The following is a 541-nucleotide window of genomic DNA, read 5'->3' as shown; positions in this document are numbered from 1 at the left end:
CGATCAGGATCGGGTTGGTCCCACTGTTTTTTGATGAAGTAATAGGTGCTTCTAGGGAGGTTCGCTACTTTGATGAGCTGAATCACCGGGAACGCATTCCTTAGTTCAAATACTACTTTCGCTTTGATCTGTTTGGTGATGATTCCTCCTGAACTAAGGCTCTCAGCTTTTTTAAATAAGCATTCTCCATCTCTAAATAGGCGGCGTGTGCTCGTAGCTCTTCGGGAGTCATGTCTTCTAATTTCTTATGTTGATTGGGTGGTTTAGGAGTCATCGTCAAGGCCCTCATTTCCTTTGAATCGAAGGCATCTCGTCCCCTTTTCTCCCACTTTCTCAACCACCTGCGCACAATACAGGGATCGGGAAGGTGGAAATAGGCAGATGCCTCTCGAATGGAGTAATTCTTGTCCGTAATATAGTGAAGTACCTTTAGTTTAAAGGCAGGAGAATACGTTGTATAGGGAAAAGAAAAGGCTTGATCACCATGATGGCGAACCAACTTGACCCAATAGCCCAGCGCAGCAGCATCCACGCCTTCTTG

Annotated in this window: 1 protein-coding gene; it reads right to left on the bottom strand. The window is 45.7% G+C overall.

Features of this window, described 5'->3' with window-relative positions:
• Positions 1 to 112: 112 nt before the first annotated feature.
• A partial coding sequence (locus ACNA6I_RS23065; protein ID WP_416314232.1) for a transposase occupies positions 113 to 541 on the bottom strand: 429 nt, incomplete at its 5' end.

Origin of the sequence: Rossellomorea sp. FS2, assembly GCF_047915635.1 — a bacterium.
Lineage (GTDB): Bacteria > Bacillota > Bacilli > Bacillales > Bacillaceae_B > Rossellomorea > Rossellomorea marisflavi_A.
The sequence above is the reverse complement of the archived record's forward strand: the minus strand, read 5'-3'. Positions and strand labels throughout refer to the sequence as shown.